Origin of the sequence: Aquimarina brevivitae (genome assembly GCF_004216895.1) — a bacterium.
In the GTDB taxonomy this organism is placed as follows: domain Bacteria; phylum Bacteroidota; class Bacteroidia; order Flavobacteriales; family Flavobacteriaceae; genus Aquimarina; species Aquimarina brevivitae.
Genome location: NZ_SGXE01000001.1, coordinates 992,103 through 1,008,378 on the forward strand (window position 1 = coordinate 992,103; position 16,276 = coordinate 1,008,378).

The following is a 16,276-nucleotide window of genomic DNA, read 5'->3' on the forward strand; positions in this document are numbered from 1 at the left end:
AATTAAATAACGATAGAAAGCTTATAACTAATACTGAAATGTGCTTTTAGATAAAAATCTAGATAATACTAGCTCAATCGGTCTGGATTATATCCATAGTAAGGCATTTCCTTCTCCTTAAAAATGATATCATAATCCTCCAATTCCTTAAGTATAGGCCCATAAATCTCTTTATGAATAGGAATGAGAACTCCAGCTTTGGAAATAGTTTTATTTAATATTCTCAACGCAGCCATACCTACCGGAAGCCCAACTGTACGTGCCATAGCGGTATGCGCCTGGTTTTCTCCTATACTGACTAAGGTAGAATCAATTTGTTTTTTTTCACCATTGAGTTCGTAACCAAACTTGTGATACATGACTATCATATCTTTGTCATCGGGATCCAAAGACCATTTTTCTGTAAGTATTTTTTGTAGAATTTGGGCGGGTGTAGCATTGACAAGTCCAACTTTTTTATTGGGATTAAACAGATCAAGTTCTAGTAGCTTTTCCCACATAATATCATCCTGATCAATTTTTAAATAATGACGTAGCTTAAGCTCCACAGAATCCGTTGGAGAATAAGCCAGGAACGAATTAATAAAATCTCGGTAGCTCATGTGTTCCGAGTTTTCCATCGTGTAGTCATCAGCAGTCATGCCTAACTGTACAAAAGTATTCCAAGCTCTAGAAAACCCCACTCTTCTTATCGTTCCCCGATAAAGGGTAAGTACGTTGTCTAAGCCATATATACTTTGATATTTAAGCGAATCGCGATTGGCATAGCCTTCAAATTTACCATAGCCTTCAACCTCTAAAAATTCCGTTCTTCTAAAGAGTTTATGATAAGGAATGTACTTATAAGTACCTTCCTGCAAAAATTTAGCAGTACCTCCTTGCCCGGCAATAACCACGTTTCTAGGGTTCCAGGTAAATTTGTAATTCCACAGATTATTGTCACTTTCTGGAGCTACGAGTCCACCAGTAAAGGATTCAAAAAGAATGACTTTTCCTCCTTTGTCTCTGATCTGGTCAATTACCTTCATTGCACTCATATGGTCAATACCGGGGTCTACTCCAATTTCGTTCATAAAGGTTAGTCCTTTTGCCTTTACCGCTTCATCTAATGCTTGCATTTCAGCACTTACATAAGACGCTGTGACCATATTTTTTTCGAATTCTAGGCAATCTTTTGCTACATTAATATGTAAGCTGGCAGGCAACATGGAGATGACTAAATCGGCATTTTGTATTGCTTCTTGGCGAGAATTTTTATCAAATATATCTAATTGAATCGCATTTGAGGCAGGATGATTTCCTACAAGCTTTTTTGCATTATCTATAGAAATGTCGCCTATAGTGATGCTTATATTTTCTTTTGTTGATTTTTCTTGTAGATATTTTATTAAGACGGCTGTTGATTTACCAGCACCAATAACAAGAATCTTCCGCATGTCAATATTTATTTAATAACTTTGATGCGAATGTAATAAATAAGGAGGATAAAACACTTTTTGAATTAGCTGATTAATTATTTTTCTACTAAAAACATGTTTATTACACAGTCTTATTTTAGTTTTACTATCAATTTAATTAAAAATGAACCAAAATAAAACAATTTTGATTACGGGGAGTGTCGTGGCTTTGCTAAGTGTGCTATTCGGAGCTTTTGGTGCCCATGGATTGAAAGGTTTAGTGGATAGTGATGGCATTGCTTCTTTTACCACTGCTGTGAGATATCAAATGTATCACGCTTTATTCTTATTAATCTTAGGAGGTCTTTCATTTTTATCGACACAACAAAAGCGAATTATTTACAGACTTATACTGGCAGGTATCCTACTTTTTTCAGGTTCAATTTACATTTTGGTGCTTGATGAAATTGTAGGAGTAAATTTGTCTTCTATTGGATTTATAACTCCAATTGGTGGCCTGTTGCTGATTACAGGATGGGTTTTTACGACGTATTACATCGCTAAGATTAAATAAGATTTTTATCGTGTGGTTTGGATATTATTCCTAATTTTGTACGAACATAACAAACACAACATATTTTTATGGAATCACTGTATCCAACTACGAAAACGTTTTCGTTAAAGAATTACGGGATAAAAAATGCAACCACTCGATACCAACTATCTCCAGAGGAATTAGAGAAACAAACCGTGCAAAAAGGGCAAGGTGTAGTTACTAAGTCTGGTGCTTTGGCAATTAACACCGGAGAGTTTACGGGTCGATCTCCTAAAGATCGATTTATTGTTAAGGATAAAATTACTGAGGACAAAGTTTGGTGGGGTGATATCAATATTCCTTTTGAACCAGACGCGTTTGATAAATTATATGATAAGGTAACAGCGTATCTTTCTGGAAAAGAAATTTTCGTAAGGGATAGTTATGCCTGCGCAGACCCAGAATACAGATTAAAAATTAGAGTAATCAACGAATATCCGTGGTCGAATATGTTTGCGTATAATATGTTTATTCGACCTGAACCAAAAGAACTTGATGATTTTGAACCAGATTGGTTGGTTGTTAATGCACCTGGTTTTATGGCAGATCCTAAAGTTGATGGAACACGTCAACATAACTTTGCCATCCTTAATTTTACTAAAAAAATAGCATTAATAGGGGGTACAGGATATACAGGAGAAATCAAAAAAGGTATATTTTCTGCCTTGAATTTTATCTTGCCGGTAGAACGTAATTGCTTGCCAATGCACTGTTCTGCTAATGTGGGCGAAGAAGGCGATACGGCAATTTTCTTTGGACTTTCTGGTACAGGAAAAACTACTTTGTCTACAGATCCTAATCGTAAGCTTATTGGAGATGATGAACACGGTTGGACGAAAGAGGATACCATTTTTAATTTTGAAGGAGGATGCTACGCTAAGGTGATCGATCTTTCTGCAGAGAATGAGCCAGAAATCTATGGCGCAATTAAAAAAGGAGCTATCCTAGAAAATGTTATTATTGATGATAACGGTGAAGTTGACTTTTCGGATACTTCGATTACACAAAATACAAGAGTAAGCTACCCTATTTTTCATATTGAAAATATTAAGGAACCATCAATAGGTAAGAATCCAAAGAATATTTTCTTTTTAACAGCAGATGCCTTCGGAGTGTTGCCTCCTATATCTAAGCTTACACCGAGCCAGGCAGCATATCATTTTATGTCGGGTTACACGGCTAAAGTAGCAGGAACGGAAGCAGGAGTTGTAGAACCGCAACCATCGTTTTCTGCTTGTTTTGGAGCACCTTTTATGCCGCTACATCCTGCGAAATATGCAGAAATGTTGATTAAAAAAATGAAGGATGCGGGTGTAAATGTATGGTTAGTAAATACAGGTTGGACCGGTGGACCATATGGTGTAGGTACACGAATGAAATTAAAATATACTCGTGCTATGATACAAGCCGTTCTTAATGGAGACTTAGGTTTGTACAATTATGATGATTATCATATCCATAGTGTATTTGGAGTAGCGCAGCCTAGAAAGTGCCCTGGTGTACCAACAGAGGTGTTAAGCCCTAGAACCACCTGGAATGATGACGAGGCATATTATAAGACTGCATTTAAGCTTTCCAACGCCTTTAGAGAGAACTTTAAAAAGTTTGAAGCTTATGCTAACGAAGAAATAAGACGAGGTGGGCCTCAGCGTTATGCTTTTTAAGTAGCATTAAATATAAAACCAAAAAAGGCTTGTAATTTTGATTACAAGCCTTTTTTTATATCTAATTTTCAGAATTAAGAGTTATCTTCTTTCTGATAGGTTTATTTTTTGTTTACCTGCTTTATGTATTTCTGTAATGCCATAGTCATGGATGGTGTTTCCGGAGTAGGAGCTTGGATATTTACTACAAGACCATGCTCTTCGGCTGCCTTTACGGTTGAATTACCAAATACCGCAATACGAGTATCTTTCTGCTTAAAATCAGGAAAGTTTTCAAATAAAGACTGAATCCCTGAAGGGCTAAAAAACACCAAAATGTCATAAAATACGTGTCGTAGGTGAGAAAGATCACTAACTACCGTACGATAAAATATGGCTTGTTTCCAATTCACTTTTAATTCATCTAGTGTTTCCGGTACATCTGGCTTCAATTTATCAGAAGAAGGGAGTAGAAATGTTTCTCCTTTGTATTTTTTAATTAAAGGAGATAGTTCCTGAAAAGTACGCTTGCCCACATAAATTTTACGTTTTCTATATACTACGTATTTTTGTAGATAATAGGCTACCGCTTCACTTTGACAAAAATATTTCAAAGAATCTGGCACCTTGTATCGCATTTCTTCGGCTATTCTAAAAAAGTGATCAACTGAATTACGACTGGTAAGTATGATAGCTGTATATTTCGAAAGATCGATTTTTTGCATCCTAACTTCTTTGGAATCCACCCCTTCCACATGGATAAAGGGTATAAAATCGATTTTTACTTTCTCTTTTTCTTCAAGCTCAAAATAAGGTGAATTTTCTACTTTAGGCTCTGGTTGTGAGACCAAAATTGTTTTCACTTTCATATGTTATTATTTTGCGATGTTTTTACTGCCCCAATAATTTGTATAGCACAAAATAAGGTGCAATTTCAAGTGCGCAAAGATACAAAATAAAATACAACAAGTGATTTAAAATGACCTTTTCATTTTTTTTGAAAATAGAAATCAATACCACCGTGTTCAATAAAAGTACGGCTATGCCTACCATTAAAAGAACAATTTTTGAGGGTTCTACAGTGTACGTAAAAATAATATTAAAAGGCAGTAAAATTATACCCAAAAAATTGCGATATGATAATTTGTAGAACACGTAATCTTCAATAAGTGTTTCGATCTCAAAAACCGTAGCGACTATTTTTTCAATTAAAATTTTACTTATTATAAATGACAAGTAAAAAAATGTAATTTCAGTAAATAAGATTAAGGCGTTTTCTGATTCAATGCCTTTAAAGGTTTTGATACAAATTAATATAAACAATGAGATCGATAGTGCCTGTGCAACAATTAAAAAACTATTGAACAAGGAGGATAGCTGATTGCCTTTTTGGCCAAAAATTACATATTTGCTAGAGTTGAATAAACTTATAAAATGTGCAAATCGTAGAGGATTGGTAAGCTTGGCAGCTAATAACGCAGTAAGTGTAAGTATAAAAACTACAGTTATCCAATTGGTACTTACTATTTCTCTACTGATTACTTCCATGCTTATAATAGATCTTGTAAAAGTATTGTTTATCGGTTAGATTTTAAAATCATAAAAAATTTAAATTTTAAATTCAAAAATTACAGGATACCGAACACCAAAAACCTTTTGAATATTTAATTATATTTGCCTGAAAATATCTTGCATGGCTAATGCCTTAGTTATTATACCTACGTATAACGAGGTTGAAAATATCGAACGAATCACCCGAAATGTTTTTTCACTACAACGCAATTTTCATATTTTGGTTGTAGATGACAATTCCCCGGATGGAACCGCAGCATTAGTTGAAACAGTACAAGAGGATTTTGAAGGTAAACTATTCTTGCTTAGAAGACAGCAGAAAGAAGGACTGGGAACCGCTTATATCTCGGGTTTTAAATGGGCATTGGATAGAGATTATGACTATATTTTTGAAATGGATGCGGATTTTTCGCATAACCCTAACGATTTGATTCGTTTATATAATGCCAGTGCCAAAGGCACGGCTGATGTTGTTATAGGATCTCGATATGCAACAGGAGTTAATGTTGTTAATTGGCCGATGAGTAGAGTTTTATTATCTTGGTTAGCCTCAAAGTATGTCCGCTTTATAACCGGTATGGATATCCATGATACTACAGCTGGATTTATATGTTATCGAAGAACGGTTTTAGAAAAAATAAATCTCGATAAAATAAAATTTGTGGGTTATGCTTTTCAGATTGAAATGAAATTTAAAGCCCACCTTTTAAATTTTAATATCGAAGAGGTGCCGGTAATTTTTACAGATCGAACTAAAGGAATTTCCAAAATGAGTAAAGGAATCATTTCCGAAGCCATTTTTGGAGTGCTTACAATGAAAATAAAGAGTTTATTTAACTTATATGAAATATGACCACAGAACAAATACTAATTAAAAATGCCCAGATTGTTAACGAGGGAGAAATTATTAATGGGGACGTGTTTATAGAAAATGGTGTTTTTAAGAAAATAGCTACACAAATTAGCGCAAAGTCACCTAATACCAAAATTATCGATGCGGAGGGCAACTATTTATTACCTGGGGTTATAGATGATCAAGTACATTTTAGAGAACCGGGCTTAACGCATAAAGCTACTATTGAAACTGAATCCAGAGCAGCAGTAGCTGGGGGGATTACGTCTTTTATTGAACAGCCTAATACTGTTCCGCAGGCGGTTACTATAGAACTGTTGGAAGACAAATATGAAATAGCTTCAAAGACGAGCTATGCAAACTATTCGTTTATGTTTGGCGGAACTAATGATAATTTAGCTGAAATTTTGAAGGTAAACCCAAAAAATGTTGCTGGATTAAAATTGTTTCTTGGATCATCTACCGGAGATATGTTAGTCGATAATCCAAAGGTTATTGAAAAAATATTTTCTTCTACTAAATTGCTTATAGCTGTGCATTGCGAAGATGAACAAACAATTCAGCAAAACACCAAGAAGTATGTGGCAGAGTACGGTGATGATATTCCTATTGCATTACACCCTGAAATTCGTAGCGAGTTAGCTTGCTATTTATCCTCTTCCAGAGCTGTAGCATTGGCAAGAAAAACAGGTGCAAGATTACACGTTTTTCACCTGTCTACTGCTAAGGAATTGGAGTTATTTGACAATGATATTCCTCTTGAAGAAAAAATGATTACTGCAGAGGTTTGCATTCATCATTTATGGTTTAGTCATGAAGATTATAAAGAAAAAGGAACCTTGATTAAATGGAATCCGGCTGTTAAAAAAGCTTCAGATCGCGATGCATTATTTGAAGCCTTATTGGCGGATAAAATTGATGTTATCGCTACAGATCACGCACCACATACCATTGAAGAAAAGCAAAACCCGTATACCAAGGCACCTTCAGGTGGTCCACTAGTGCAACACGCACTTCCGGCTATGCTAGAATTTTATCATCAGGGAAAGATTTCTTTAGAAAAAATAGTAGAAAAAATGTGTCATAATCCGGCTAAGCTTTTTAAGGTGGAAGGTAGAGGATATATAAAGGAAGGATATAAAGCGGATGCGGTATTGGTTGATCTTAATGCGCCTTGGACCGTTACTAAGGAGAATATTTTTTATAAATGTGGGTGGTCTCCGTTTGAAGGGAGCACCTTTAAATCCAGAATAACGCACACCTTGGTAAATGGGGCTTTAGTTTATGAGAATTTTAAGCACAATGAGATAAAAAATGGACAACGCCTAACCTTTGATCGATGAAAAAATTATTGATCATTCTCGTATCTTTTGTAGTTATTTTGGCTTGCCAAAACGTAAAAAAAGCACCTAAACCCGATCGTGTAATCGAAGAAGAGCTTATGGTGAAGATCCTAACTGATATTGCCGTGGTTAAAGCTGCTAAAGGATCGCATCGAAGACTTATGGAAGAACATCACATCAATCCTGAAGCTTATATCTTAAATAAATATGATATTGATAGTGTTGTCTTTGCACAAAATAACGCCTGGTATGCGAATCAATTAAAAGAGTACGAAAGAATTTTTGCCCGTGTAAGAGATCGTCTTTCGGCTTCCAAAGAGGAATATAAATTATTAAGTCAAAAAGAAGACTCTATACAAGCTATCAAGGATTCAATTGCGCAAGCAAAAACGAATAAAGCGTCAGACGGACCAAAATTTTCAATAGATGAGTTAAGCAAACAAAGTGAAGAGGAATTATCAATAGAAGACGAAGAAACGGCAAGAAAAAAGCGATTTTCTAAGAATACTCAGTTAAAAAATAAGAAGCAGTAGTAGTTATAGACTTCTGTATGGGTTCAAATTCGAAATTAAGATCCTTTTCAATCTTTGCACTACTGTAATTACTTTGGGAAAATGCACTTTTTATTGAGGCTTTAAAAATAGTTCTTTTAGATCTAAAAACTAGATGTAACAACCATTCGGCATACATGGCAAAGGTCATTAGATTTTTGGATGCTTTTTTGGTAGGTGCTTTTTTGCCTAACGCGTTTGCGATGAAACTAAAGGAGTCTTTGAAACTCATATTTTCGGCAACCAATATATATCGATTATTTTTTAGATCACTTTTCATTAGGCCATACATACTTTTCACCACATCGTGGACTCCCACATAACCCGTTATACCAGGTGTGTAATAAGATAATCCTTTATAAATTCGTTTGAAGATGACTCCACTTCCTCCATTAAAAAAACCGGGACCGATAATGATACCTGGGTTGACGATAACCGCATCTAATCCTTCTTGCGTACCTCGCCAAACCTCCATCTCTGCACCATACTTGGTAATAGCATAAACTGAATTGGTACTTTCGGGATTCCATTCGGCCGCTTCCGTAATAATGGAAGTATTATGATCTTCTCCCAAGGCTGCGATGGAGCTTACATGACAAAATTTCTTAACCTTGTTCACGATACATAGGTTGACAATATTGGCGGTTCCTTCAATATTTACTTTTCGTAATAATTTATATCTCGCCGGATTGAAACTAATCTTGGCAGCACAGTGATACACCTCAGTGATCCCTTGCAGTGCTTCGGTTAAATTTGGAATATTAGTGAAGTCTCCTTTAAACCACTGCACCTTATTGAGTAAGCCAATTTCTTCGTCTTTTAAAAAATCTTTGATCAATTTTATGGCTTGATCTCGTTTTGGTTCACTTCTGTAAAGTGCTCTTATTCGGTCTTCTTTTTGGATTAAATGCAACACTAAGTGACTGCCAACTAAACCGGTAGCTCCTGTAACTAAGATCATGGTGTTATGGTTTAATTACGAAAGTAAGCATTCTTAGCTTTTAAGTATAAATTGTAGGGCAATATTGTCCATATTTTTATCTTTGTCGCTATTAAAGAAAGCATCACCAATGGTCAAGAATTTTATCGAAGAGTTACAATGGAGAGGTATGTTGCACGATAGCATGCCCGGAACCGAGGAACACCTTATGGAAGAAATGCGATCAGCTTATGTAGGTTTTGATCCAACTGCTGATTCCTTACATATTGGTAATCTGGTTCCTATTATGTTATTAGCACATTACCAACGTGCAGGCCATAAACCTGTAGCCTTGGTAGGAGGAGCAACTGGTATGATTGGAGATCCCTCTGGTAAGTCTGCGGAGCGAAATTTACTAGATGAAAAAACCTTGAAGCACAATCAAGATGCGATCAAAAATCAACTGTCTAGATTTCTTGATTTTGAAAGTAAAGCAGCTAATGCAGCGGTTTTAGTGAATAATTATGATTGGATGAAGGATTTTTCATTCCTAGATTTTATCCGAGATGTCGGTAAACACATTACAGTTAATTATATGATGGCTAAGGATTCTGTTAAAAATCGAATTTCGTCAGAATCTTCTGAAGGAATGTCGTTTACAGAATTCACCTATCAGTTGGTGCAAGGGTATGATTTCTTGCATTTATACCGAGATAACGATTGTACACTACAAATGGGAGGTAGTGATCAATGGGGGAATATTACCACAGGTACTGAATTAATTCGACGAATTGCAGGTGGAAAAGGGTATGCACTTACTTGTCCGCTAATTACCAAATCAGATGGCTCTAAGTTTGGGAAATCTGAAGGTGGTAATGTATGGTTAGATGCTAAACGTACGTCACCTTATAAATTTTATCAATACTGGTTGAACACCAGTGATGAAGATGCTGAGAAGTATATCAAAATCTTTACTTTTTTGGATAAGCAAGAAATCGAGGGATTGATAAAGGAGCATAATGAAACACCGCATTTACGGATACTGCAAAAGAAGTTAGCTGAAGAAATCACGATTATAGTACATTCTGAAGAAGATCTTGCTAATGCTATCACAGCTTCTAACATTTTGTTTGGTAAATCCACCTCTGAAGATCTAAAAAAATTGGATGAAGCAACATTTTTAGATGTCTTTGAAGGAGTTCCTCAAGCTGAGGTATCAAGAAATGTAATAAAGGATGGAATGGATATTATTGCTGCTTTAGCTGAACAATCCGGATTTTTAAAATCTAATGGTGAGGCCAGAAGAGCGCTTAAAGAAAATTCCATCGCGGTCAATAAAGAAAAGGTGAGAGAAGGGTATGCTATTTCCTTGGATGATCTCATCAACGACCAGTTTGTATTATTGCAAAGAGGAAAAAAGAATTATTTTGTACTTAGAATAGTATAATTTGATACAAAAAATAAAGCCTGTAAGCACTATGCTTTACAGGCTTTATCAATCAACCAATCAATCAATTATTGAAAAAACTTAGCGTTTAGTTATATTTTATTAACTATCTTATCTTTTGGTTACTTTCTAATTTTTTCCAGTTTTTATCAGCTTTTGCTCTTAATGACTCGGCGCCTTCTTCATTCCATTTGTTTAAGGTGTTAATACCCCAGGAATTATAAAAAAGATATAACTTGCCATCCCTGATTTCAAATGTTTCTGGATCAATGCTTACTTTTTTTCCATTTTTACCTATGGCGTAAGCACAATAACCTCCGTATTGAGGCACATATTTTTTTGGATTGTTTTTAAAGGCAACTAAGTTTTTTTGAGAAGAAAACTTAAATTTTGCACCGTCATATTCAGTAGTATACGTTTCCTTTCCTTCCACTGCTTGTTGGTCAAAATAAGCAACTATGTCATAGCCTTCTGCTACAAATCCTTTTTTGGAGTAGTACTTATCCTGCTGAGCTGAGCTGATGAGAATGCTAAATAGAAATAATAAAGTAAGATGTTTCATTCGCTGAATTTTAACTTGCTCATTCAGTCGATAAAAAACCTAAACCTTACAGTACTAATACAAAAAGTTTGTAGTATCTGGATAAGGTACTAACGCACTAATCAAAAGACTGATGCTTTCTTTGGTGATCAGCGTTATGGCTAATAAGATCGTAGTTACCAATATTGCTGTCGCCAGATTATTTTGTTGAATATCTTTAAACTCATTTACTCCTTTGGTAAATGCCGAAAATAACAGAAACACTGCAAGATTGATTAAAACCGCCATAATAAAACCAATCAACAGATACAGTCCTGAATATTGAAAAATTTCGGAGGTAGAAATATCGTTATTGGAAGAAAGTGATAAACGAATCATGTTGGTTATTGAAGGTATAATTTCGGCAATGATTAATCCGATTGACAATACTATACCCGATGTAAAAACAGCAAAAGAAATGTGTTCTTTGTCAATTGAGATATCTTTAAAAAATAAACGTTGTAATAGCCTAAAAGAAACAAAGAATATGACCACAGAAATCGTGAGACCTAAAAAAATTTCAATAAGCGCAAGAGTTAACAGTTTAGATTGCATATTAGTTAGTTTTGGTTAATACAAAATACCAATGATTTATATTGTTTACATTTTTTGGTAAGGTACCTATGGTGTACGATTTATTAGTCGTTTCCCAAACGTAGTATCGCTTACCATGATAGGTTTTATACGTGCCACTAGCAGGAATATTTAATCCTAAAATAGAATGTTGATAGAAATCACTGTTGAGTATAGCAACATCATACCCAAAATGGGATAATATTGCATAGATAAATACCGTGCGAGTATCGCAGTCGCCCTTTAAATTGCCCATAAAGCCTGTAGGATTTTGAATGCCATAAGGGATCTCTCCTATGCAACACTCGGGACATTGTTTTAATATTTTTTGGATGGATTCTACATACGTATCTGCGCTTTGACAAGCTTCATTAAACACAAATGAATACGGAATATCCTGTACAAAAGTTACGACCATCTCGGCAAACGCCATAGGGTTTAAGTTTTGTTCCTGGCGAATTTGATCCAAAGATGCTATAATGAGATCTAAAGAAGGTGTATCTGTTGTTATATGATATTGATATAGCTCTTGCCAGGTTTTTGGATTGATTTGTCGAGAATAGGTGGCATAGTTGTTTTTGGTCCTATTATAATCTTGTTGCCGTACAGAAAATACGCCTTGATATGATTTGCCATAATTATCCAACCAAGAACGTTGATGTGATAAAAGCGTAATGGAATCTCCTTTTTCTAAGATTTGTTCTTTATAAACCTCTTCAGCAATATCTTTACTATAGTCAGACGTATGGTTATTTTGCTGAAAGGCGCTATTAAACACAAATACTAAAATGGTGATAATAATGCTGTATAGTATGTACCGAGAAGATCGTTTTTCCTGACCTGAATTTAAAAACCGTTCAATTAACCAAGATAATAGAAACAGACAAACTAAAAATGAATAGTAAAAAGAAATTCCGGTAATAGCTGAAAAAAATGTGCTACCTACTACTGCTACTAACAGTATGCTAAGATAACCGAAACAGCCTAATATTCCTTTACTTGCCATTATAGTGTCATTAAATTACATCCTCTGATATCACTATGATCAAACCTTCCAAGAACTTCAAAATCGCCATTACTATTTACAATTTTTCCTAGGTCTTGTGTAGCAATAAAAGAGCAAGAATTGATGTTTGCTAAATCGATTACATTGATCCCTCCGGATTTGTTTACATCTAATAACTGAAGCGGGTCTTCTGGATCTCGGATACAGATTTTCATCCAGGGAGGGCAAGTAAAAATTCCATTACCTTTGGAGTACGCCTGGGAGAGGAGCTCGGTCATACCATATTCGCTGTGTATGTTAGAGGTGCCAAATCCTTTTTTTAATAGGGAATGAAGCTCTGCTCTTATCATCTCTTTTCTTCTTCCTTTCATCCCACCCGTTTCCATAACAATAAAATGTTTAGGCAGCGAAAAGTCTATTTTCTCAGCCAGATCGAGTAACGCGAAAGAGACACCTAAAAGGAGTACCTTTTTGTCTTGTTTTTTTAATGTTTTTAAAACAGCAATTAATTCTGAAACTTCATTAAGGTAAAACCCACTTTCTTTAGCACTACTGTTTTTGATCATATGATCAGCCATATATACCAAAGAAGATCCCTCTCTTTCTAGATAGGAAGGGAGTAATGCTAAAACGGTATAGTCTGAAATGTCGCCATAAAAATATTCAAATCCCTTGGTAAAGCTTGATTCGTATATGCTGAGGTCACTTACAAAATGGTTGCTTGGCGTACTACCCGTGGTACCGCTGCTAGTAAAAAGCTGTTCTATTTTTTGATGGCTAAGTACTTTTTTTAGCTTAAAAAAAGCTATGGGTAAAAACGGAATATCAACTAAGCTTGATACTTCAGTTTTGCTGACACCCAATAAATTACAATATTGTTGATAGACACGGTTGTTGGTATATTGAAAACGAAAAATTTTTAATGCTAACTGCTCAAAGGCGTTATGGCTAGCAATGGAGAAAATTTCGTCTTTTACCATGGGTTACTTTGCTATAAAGGCGAAAAGTAAGCACAAAAAAAACACTCTCCAAATAAGAGAGTGTTTTTTAAAATGCTACACTATGGTAGTTATCTTATAATTAATTTTTCGGTAGTCACTTTTTTACCATTAACGATAAATTGTGCTAAATATACACCTTGGTTTAGGCTGGATACATTCAGTGAAGTTCCGTTTAGTTTTTTAGACAGTACTTCTTTCCCTAAAATATTGTAAATTTTAATTTCTATGTTTTCTGTAATAGCAGTTGAGAAACGTAATTCTCCATCCGCAACAGGGTTTGGATATATTTTAAAGCTTCTTTCTTGTGTATTAAAGTCCACAATAGATAATGTGGCGTCTGTAACCTGTGCCCAGGATGTTCCTATCTTTAATTCATCCATGATCATAAAAGGAGTTTCTGAATCACTATCCTGACGAATTAAAAAACTAGCAATCGTAGTGGCAGGGCTAGAGTCAGTTTCCGTTAAAGTTGTTGATGGTTCAGAAGTTCCGGCCTGTGGATTTACCCAAAGACTTGCCACCCCAGTGGCTAAATCGTAACTATATACTACAAAAATGTCTGTGTTTATAGCGTACCCTTCAGTAGTGTAAACGGATGTAGAGCTACCATTACCAATTCCTACTTCAATATCGTTAGTAGTATTGCTTGGTCTTAAAAATACTCTTGGAGCAAAGGCACCGCTACTCTCTCGTAAGGCAGTGAAATATCCTGCAGTGTTGAAAGTGGTAATATCTGTGACACGCATTAAGAATGAAGCGTAAACCTTACCGGAGTTTACTTCTGCAAACTCGATAAAACTATCAGATCCAGCACCGTCAAAGCTAACAGAGTTACCTACATCCGAATCTAAGCCAGCATAGCTTAAATTACCACTAGCAATTTTGATTTCGTCAGTGCTTGTGGAGCTATTTTCCCATAAGTCTTGATTGACCAAATCTTCACCAACAACATAGTCAAACTGCTCAATTAATGGTAATGATGGAGGTGGGCTGTCTATAGAAAAGCTAATGGTTTCCGTAACTTGTGGACTTAATGAGCCTCCGGCATCTTTCAATTCCAGGTTTACGGTATAAGATGTACCATCCGTAACATTTATTGTTATTGGGCTTGTAGTTGTAGTTTGAGCTGATCCACCGTTAATAGTATATTCTACAAAGTTTCCACCAATTAAATCGAAGTTTTCAGTGGTAAATTCTACATCAACGGTTGCAGTACCGGCAGCAAAGACATCGTCAGCAGCTGGTGCAGTTATAGTTAATACAGGATCAGAAGTTGCCGCTACAATATCATTGTTGTCTCTAGCTGTTATGAAATAGCTATTTCCACTTCTTTCAGTTATGAGTCCTGTAATGGTAACGGGTATGGTAGGTACGTTTTGTCCTATATAATCGGCACTAAAGAATGAAGTTCTGAAGTTAAAGTTATCAGTATTTTGTGTTAGTACATATTCAGTTCCGGTATTCCAAGTGGCAATAGTGTTATCAACAGTAACTTCAACGACGGTTACTAATTCCGCTTCATAGTTCTCTGGAGTTGCATTAAGCTGAGCTAAAGTAACTTCTTGTGGGGTTATGGTGTTTCCGGTTGAGGAAGCTGCACCTGCATCTTCAGTGGGTACAAATTGTAGTTGTCCGTTAAAGTCTCCTAATTGTCCGGTGATTCCTGTGATACCATCACCTATGGCATAACTATTTGTTAGCACTCCAGCGCTATCATCAATTAAAATTGCTCCAGTACCATCTTCTATGAATTTTTGATTTCTAAAGCTTTGTTGAAAAGTAATAAAAGCTTCTCCAGTAAGTGTATAAAATCCATCAAGAGTTGCTGCTCTTAATTCAGCAATTGTAGCAACAGAAGTTACAGAAGATACAGAAAAGTTAATGGTTTCAATTACCTGTGGAGTTAGAGAGCCTCCTGCGTCTTTTAATTCTAACGTAATCGCATATGTTTGTCCATTAGCAGTTGCGATAGTAATTGGACTAGTGGTTGTAGTTTGTGGTGTTCCACCGTTAATGATATATTCTACAAAATTACCTCCTGTTAAGTCAAAATTTTGCGTGCTAAATACTACATCTACTGTTGTAGTACCGGGATCAAAAACCTGACTGTCTACGGGAGAAGAGATAGAAAGCGTTGGATCATTAGATATAGTTCTTACATAGGTCCCAATTGGGAAAGGGTTGGTTGCACTAGCTTGATCAGTATCGTCATCATTTTCGTTGATTCCACTGAAAGTCCAATGGGCTAATGTAAATGAAGCTCCATCAGGCCCTGTACTGTCATTTCTATATGCCCATCCATCAAGATAGTCCCAAGCTTGGCCGGTACCATCAGTGTTGATATCTCCGAAAGTATCAATGACATCTCCAGTAAAACCGCCCATGCCATCGCTTACAACATTATTAAAGAGTTCAACAGCATCATCACCATTATTATTGGCAGCACTAGAGATAAAATCTGGATCAAATCCAAAAAATGTATTAAATTGAGGTTGCTCTGAAGCAATATATAGAAAATCTCCGGCAGAAGCAGAACCAGTTAGTTGCAGTTCAATACCATCAGTTCCACCACCATTATTGGCTGAACCCACACCATAAGTGCTCAGATCAGCTATATCATTGATTACATAAATTTCTATGGCTTTAGGCGTACCACCAGTTAGTGGACCATCAAAAACTCCTGTTATGACAAGGTCCTGCCCAAATGAGAAAATGGTGAGTAATAAAAAAAATAAGTAAGTAATTTGTTTCATAAGACGTTAGTTTAATATCAGCTCACAAAAGTAGCAAGTTGAC

General features: G+C 35.7%; 15 protein-coding genes. 6 read left to right on the plus strand and 9 right to left on the minus strand.

The annotated features are described in order from the left end of the window. Nucleotides 1–68: 68 nt before the first annotated feature. Nucleotides 69–1,436 (minus strand): saccharopine dehydrogenase family protein, encoded by a 1,368-nt coding sequence (locus EV197_RS04105; RefSeq protein ID WP_130285460.1) that lies wholly within the window; start codon nt 1,434–1,436, stop codon nt 69–71. 145 nt (nt 1,437–1,581) lie between these two features. On the opposite strand from EV197_RS04105, the gene EV197_RS04110 reads away from it, so the two are divergent. Both EV197_RS04110 and pckA read left to right on the plus strand, forming a co-directional pair. Beyond that, entirely contained in the window at nt 1,582–1,971 is a 390-nt protein-coding gene (locus tag EV197_RS04110) for a DUF423 domain-containing protein (RefSeq protein WP_130285461.1), read from the plus strand. A 68-nt stretch (nt 1,972–2,039) separates the two neighbouring features. Beyond that, nucleotides 2,040–3,656 (plus strand): phosphoenolpyruvate carboxykinase (ATP), encoded by a 1,617-nt coding sequence (gene pckA / locus EV197_RS04115; RefSeq protein ID WP_130285462.1) that lies wholly within the window; start codon nt 2,040–2,042, stop codon nt 3,654–3,656. Nucleotides 3,657–3,757: 101 nt separating this feature from the next. Here pckA and EV197_RS04120 read toward each other — a convergent pair whose 3' ends face one another. Both EV197_RS04120 and EV197_RS04125 read right to left on the minus strand, forming a co-directional pair. After that, a complete protein-coding gene (locus EV197_RS04120; RefSeq protein WP_130285463.1) occupies nt 3,758–4,504 on the minus strand; it encodes a uroporphyrinogen-III synthase in 747 nt (248 codons plus the stop codon). Nucleotides 4,505–4,526: 22 nt separating this feature from the next. Next, nucleotides 4,527–5,183, minus strand: a complete 657-nt coding sequence (locus EV197_RS04125) for a DUF4271 domain-containing protein (RefSeq protein WP_130285464.1) — start codon at nt 5,181–5,183, stop codon at nt 4,527–4,529. A gap of 145 nt (nt 5,184–5,328) precedes the next feature. Here EV197_RS04125 and EV197_RS04130 point away from each other — a divergent pair, with 145 nt between their 5' ends. The 3 genes from EV197_RS04130 to EV197_RS04140 are packed head-to-tail and all read left to right on the plus strand — an operon-like array spanning nt 5,329 to nt 7,936. Then, nucleotides 5,329–6,060: a polyprenol monophosphomannose synthase gene (locus tag EV197_RS04130; protein WP_130285465.1), complete on the plus strand. Its 732-nt coding sequence runs from the start codon at nt 5,329–5,331 to the stop codon at nt 6,058–6,060. After that, nucleotides 6,057–7,403, plus strand: a complete 1,347-nt coding sequence (locus EV197_RS04135) for a dihydroorotase (RefSeq protein WP_130285466.1) — start codon at nt 6,057–6,059, stop codon at nt 7,401–7,403. The genes EV197_RS04130 and EV197_RS04135 overlap by 4 nt, the downstream gene beginning before the upstream one ends. Then, on the plus strand, nt 7,400–7,936 hold the full coding sequence (locus EV197_RS04140; RefSeq protein WP_130285467.1) for a DUF4296 domain-containing protein: 537 nt from the start codon (nt 7,400–7,402) through the stop codon (nt 7,934–7,936). The genes EV197_RS04135 and EV197_RS04140 overlap by 4 nt, the downstream gene beginning before the upstream one ends. Here EV197_RS04140 and EV197_RS04145 read toward each other — a convergent pair. After that, a complete protein-coding gene (locus tag EV197_RS04145) occupies nt 7,902–8,915 on the minus strand; it encodes an NAD-dependent epimerase/dehydratase family protein (RefSeq protein WP_130285468.1) in 1,014 nt (337 codons plus the stop codon). The two genes, EV197_RS04140 and EV197_RS04145, sit on opposite strands and share 35 nt — an antisense overlap. Before the next feature lie 109 nt (nt 8,916–9,024). Here EV197_RS04145 and tyrS point away from each other — a divergent pair, with 109 nt between their 5' ends. Beyond that, complete coding sequence (gene tyrS, locus EV197_RS04150) at nt 9,025–10,320, plus strand: tyrosine--tRNA ligase (protein ID WP_130285469.1); 1,296 nt, start codon at nt 9,025–9,027, stop codon at nt 10,318–10,320. A 106-nt stretch (nt 10,321–10,426) separates the two neighbouring features. Here tyrS and EV197_RS04155 read toward each other — a convergent pair whose 3' ends face one another. The 5 genes from EV197_RS04155 to EV197_RS04175 all read right to left on the minus strand — a co-directional run bounded on the left by EV197_RS04155 (nt 10,427) and on the right by EV197_RS04175 (nt 16,233). Further along, complete coding sequence (locus EV197_RS04155; protein WP_130285470.1) at nt 10,427–10,882, minus strand: YHS domain-containing (seleno)protein; 456 nt, start codon at nt 10,880–10,882, stop codon at nt 10,427–10,429. Nucleotides 10,883–10,936: 54 nt separating this feature from the next. Continuing rightward, nucleotides 10,937–11,455: a DUF350 domain-containing protein gene (locus EV197_RS04160; protein ID WP_130285471.1), complete on the minus strand. Its 519-nt coding sequence runs from the start codon at nt 11,453–11,455 to the stop codon at nt 10,937–10,939. Between the two features lies 1 nt (nt 11,456). Next, entirely contained in the window at nt 11,457–12,479 is a 1,023-nt protein-coding gene (locus EV197_RS04165; protein WP_130285472.1) for an MIF4G domain-containing protein, read from the minus strand. Beyond that, complete coding sequence (locus tag EV197_RS04170) at nt 12,479–13,459, minus strand: LuxE/PaaK family acyltransferase (RefSeq protein ID WP_130285473.1); 981 nt, start codon at nt 13,457–13,459, stop codon at nt 12,479–12,481. Before EV197_RS04170 ends, EV197_RS04165 begins: the two co-directional genes overlap by 1 nt. Nucleotides 13,460–13,548: 89 nt before the next feature. After that, a complete protein-coding gene (locus tag EV197_RS04175; protein WP_130285474.1) occupies nt 13,549–16,233 on the minus strand; it encodes a T9SS type A sorting domain-containing protein in 2,685 nt (894 codons plus the stop codon). Nucleotides 16,234–16,276 lie beyond the last annotated feature (43 nt).